This window comes from Weissella sp. DD23 (assembly GCF_001579105.1).
Taxonomy (GTDB): Bacteria; Bacillota; Bacilli; order Lactobacillales; family Lactobacillaceae; genus Weissella; species Weissella cibaria.
On sequence record NZ_KQ970390.1, the window covers coordinates 58157 to 61619 of the forward strand.

Genomic DNA, 3463 nt, shown 5'->3' on the forward strand with positions numbered 1-3463 from the left:
CATTTTTTGGAGCACAAACTCTTTGCACAACCTGGCTATGATGCGTTTTCACGGTTGAGTGAGCTAGGGGCGAATGCCAATGCGTTTACAACTCAGACCCGGACCAGTTACTTTTTAACCGCCCCGGCGAACGAGTATGAGGCGCTAAAGGAATTGTTAACGTTTACCCAGGAGCCTTATTTTGAGGCTGAATCCGTTGCACGCGAGCAGGATATCATTTCGCAAGAAGTCGATATGTATCAAGATGATACGAATGCGCGGTTGTATCGTTTGATTTTAGGCCAATTATTTAAGGATGATCCAATGGCCGACGATATTGCTGGTACGACTGAATCAGTTCATAGCGTGACGCCAGAAGATTTACAGTTGGCTTTTGACGCATTCTATCGGCCCGACAACATGGACGTCGTGATTGCGGGGGCTTTTGATGAAACAACAGTTCGTGACCTAATTAACGCATCACCAGCTGGTCAACGGCCCGCCGTGGCGCCAGTATCAGTGCCAACTCACGAGCTGCAACCAGTAAGTGATGATATTTTAGAGGTCGAAATGGATGTTGTTCGCCCTAAGGTAGCGATGGGACAACGTTGGTATGATGGCGCCGATATGCCGACTGGTCGGGAAGCGTTGCGGATTGCAATTGCGGGTAGTTTGGCAGTTGATTTGGTCTTTGGTGAATTCTCACCAACTTACATGACTTGGTATGACTCAGGGATGATTGACGATTCGTTCAGTGCAGAGTTTGACTGGGAACGGGGGGTAGCGTTTTTGACCATTGCCGCCGAGACACCAGAAGCTGATGAACTAATTGATGCAGTCGCTGATGAATTGGAAAACATGGCCGATCGTTTTGCGGCTTTGCAAGCAGATTTCGAATTAGTTAAGAAAGATGCCTTGGGCCGCTTAATTAACAAGTTGAATCAACTTGAAGAAATTGTCACTCGCTTTGAAGGATCAACCTTTGATTTTGCGACATTACGTGACGAAATTAATATTTTGCAAGCATTGACGTTTACAGATGTATTAGAAATCTTAAGAAATGCCCAAGTCAGTGCATTGACAACCGTAATTGCGACGCCAAATGCTTTGGACATGTGATAGAATAAGCCTATATGCAATTATAATGACAATAAATAGTTAAGGATGAGAGACTAATGAACGAAGAGCGCAACAGCGTAATCGGACAAGAGCTACAAAATGCTCGTCTTGATAAGGGGCTATCCCTTGACGATATTCAACAATCAACAAAAATTCAAAAGCGCTACCTAGCAGCCATTGAAAATGGTCAATTCGACCAGTTGCCTGGTGCTTTCTACGAGCGCGCGTTTGTACGCCAATATGCGTCAGCTGTTGGCTTAGACGTGACGGAATTCATGCAAAATCATGATATTCAAACGCAAACAGTTGAACCAGACTTGAGTGGGGCACGTGTGGATTCAGATAATGTGACGCGTGCTGGTATGCACCATGTTGAAGAGTCAACGGCTGAAAAGACGCGCCAAATGTTACCAAAGATTTTAATTGGGGTTGCCGTGGTGGCAATTATTGGTATTATTTGGGCACTAGTTGCGTCATTTGCTGGCTCAGCTAAGCAAGAAAACACAACGTCATCAGTCTCTGTCACAACGTCAAAGGTGTCATCATCAGCGTCATCGGATGCTGAAAAGTCCTCAACGGACGCGTCAAAGGAATCAGCTGCGAAGTCTTCTTCTGCATCATCTGAGAAGAAGGATAAGGATGCTGTTGATTTGGGTGCTGGTCAAGCAACTGGCAACACCGTTAACTACGGCACTGTTAAGGCCCCTGCTAACAAGGAGTTGACGTTGAACTTGAAGACGACTGGTGCTTCATGGATTCAAGTGAGTGATGCATCAGGTGCCGTTTTGTGGAACGGTACATTGCAAGCAAACGGGAACCAAGATGTTAAGATTCCAGCAACTGTTCCTGGTGTACGTGTTTCAATTGGTAACGCAGCTGCGACAGCAGTATCACTTGACGGCAAGTCAGTTGACTTGATGGCAAACAATGCAACGGTCTGGAACCTTGCAATGACGTTTGCCCGCTAAAAGATAGTAAGGAGCGTTAACAGTCATGAATTTACCTAACAAGCTTACGGTGTTCCGTATGATTTTGATTCCAGTGTTTATGCTAGTATTGGCATTGCCATTGGATTGGGGAACATTGCAAGTTGCGGGCGCACAATTGCCAGTGACACACTTGGTTGCCGCGATTATCTTCATTGTGGCGTCATTAACTGACTTGGCGGATGGTAAGATTGCTCGCAAGTATAAGCTAGTGACGAACTTTGGTAAGTTTGCCGATCCTTTAGCAGATAAGCTATTAGTAATGACCGCATTGATTTTCTTTGTTCAATTTGGTTGGGTACCTGCTTGGATGGTTGCCATTATCGTTATTCGCGAATTGGCGATTACCGGGTTGCGCACGCTGATTGTTGAAAACAACGGTAAGGTATTGGCTGCTGCGATGCCAGGCAAGATTAAGACGGCTTCTCAAATGGTTGCTATTTCATTTTTCTTGCTACATGATATCGTGTTTGCAATGGCCAATATTCCATTTGCCATGATTATGATCTGGATTGCGTTGTTAGCAACGATTTATTCAGGAATTGATTATTTCTATAAGAACCGCGATGTTTTCTCGGATGGTTTTAAGTAAATCATAATTAGGAGGTAGGGTGACACCTGATGTGTTAGCCTGCCTCCTTTTGTATTAGAATAAGTAGTGACAGAAAATGGACAAATGGACCATGATATCGTCTATATTGGATAACACATGAAATTGGAGGCTGCAGATGACGAATGAAGAAGTTGGCCGGGCGTTGATTGCACGAGGTGAGACGATTACGTCGGCAGAATCCTTAACGGCGGGGATGTTTGTTAGTACGCTGGCTGGTGTTAGTGGTATTTCAGCCGTTTTGCCAGGGGCATTTGTGACATATGCTGCAGCTGCCAAGACGCAACTCGTCGGTGTGCCAGCGGACATGATTGCGACGTATGGCGTGGTGTCGGCAGAGGTTGCTAAGGCGATGGCAACGGGTGCGAAAGCAACGTTGCAGACGGCGTGGGGGATTAGCTTCACCGGCGTGGCCGGACCTGACGCGCTGGAAGGGCATCCGGCTGGCACGGTGTTCATTGGTGTCGCGGCACCGGATGGATCAGTAGTCGCCACGGAGCACCATTTTTACTGGTGATCGGCAAGCCGTGCGGGAAGCAAGTGTCGCAGCTGGTTTTGCAGCGATTGCAACAAAACTCGCCGAGTTGGCAAAATAGTTGGGAAAACATTTGAATTATTGTAGCGATTAGGTTACACTATATTTATATTAAGTTTAAGTTAACAAGTGGAGGCCGATAAAAATGGCATCAGGAAAAAACATTAACCCAAATAAGAAGTTGGAAGGAAAGATTGCAGACCCTAAGGAACGTCAAAATGCCTTGAACGAAGC

Annotated in this window: 4 protein-coding genes; all 4 read left to right on the forward strand. The window is 45.9% G+C overall.

Features of this window, described 5'->3' with window-relative positions; translation table 11 throughout:
• Positions 1–1098 (forward strand): EF-P 5-aminopentanol modification-associated protein YfmH (locus tag WEIDD23_RS00255; protein ID WP_062358602.1); only part of this gene is annotated, 1098 nt, incomplete at its 5' end.
• A gap of 56 nt (positions 1099–1154) precedes the next feature.
• Entirely contained in the window at positions 1155–2066 is a 912-nt protein-coding gene (locus WEIDD23_RS00260; protein WP_010370486.1) for a helix-turn-helix domain-containing protein, read from the forward strand.
• A gap of 25 nt (positions 2067–2091) precedes the next feature.
• Positions 2092–2676: a CDP-diacylglycerol--glycerol-3-phosphate 3-phosphatidyltransferase gene (gene pgsA / locus WEIDD23_RS00265; protein WP_010370489.1), complete on the forward strand. Its 585-nt coding sequence runs from the start codon at positions 2092–2094 to the stop codon at positions 2674–2676.
• A gap of 136 nt (positions 2677–2812) precedes the next feature.
• On the forward strand, positions 2813–3211 hold the full coding sequence (locus tag WEIDD23_RS00270) for a nicotinamide-nucleotide amidohydrolase family protein (RefSeq protein ID WP_062358604.1): 399 nt from the start codon (positions 2813–2815) through the stop codon (positions 3209–3211).
• Positions 3212–3463: the final 252 nt, after the last annotated feature.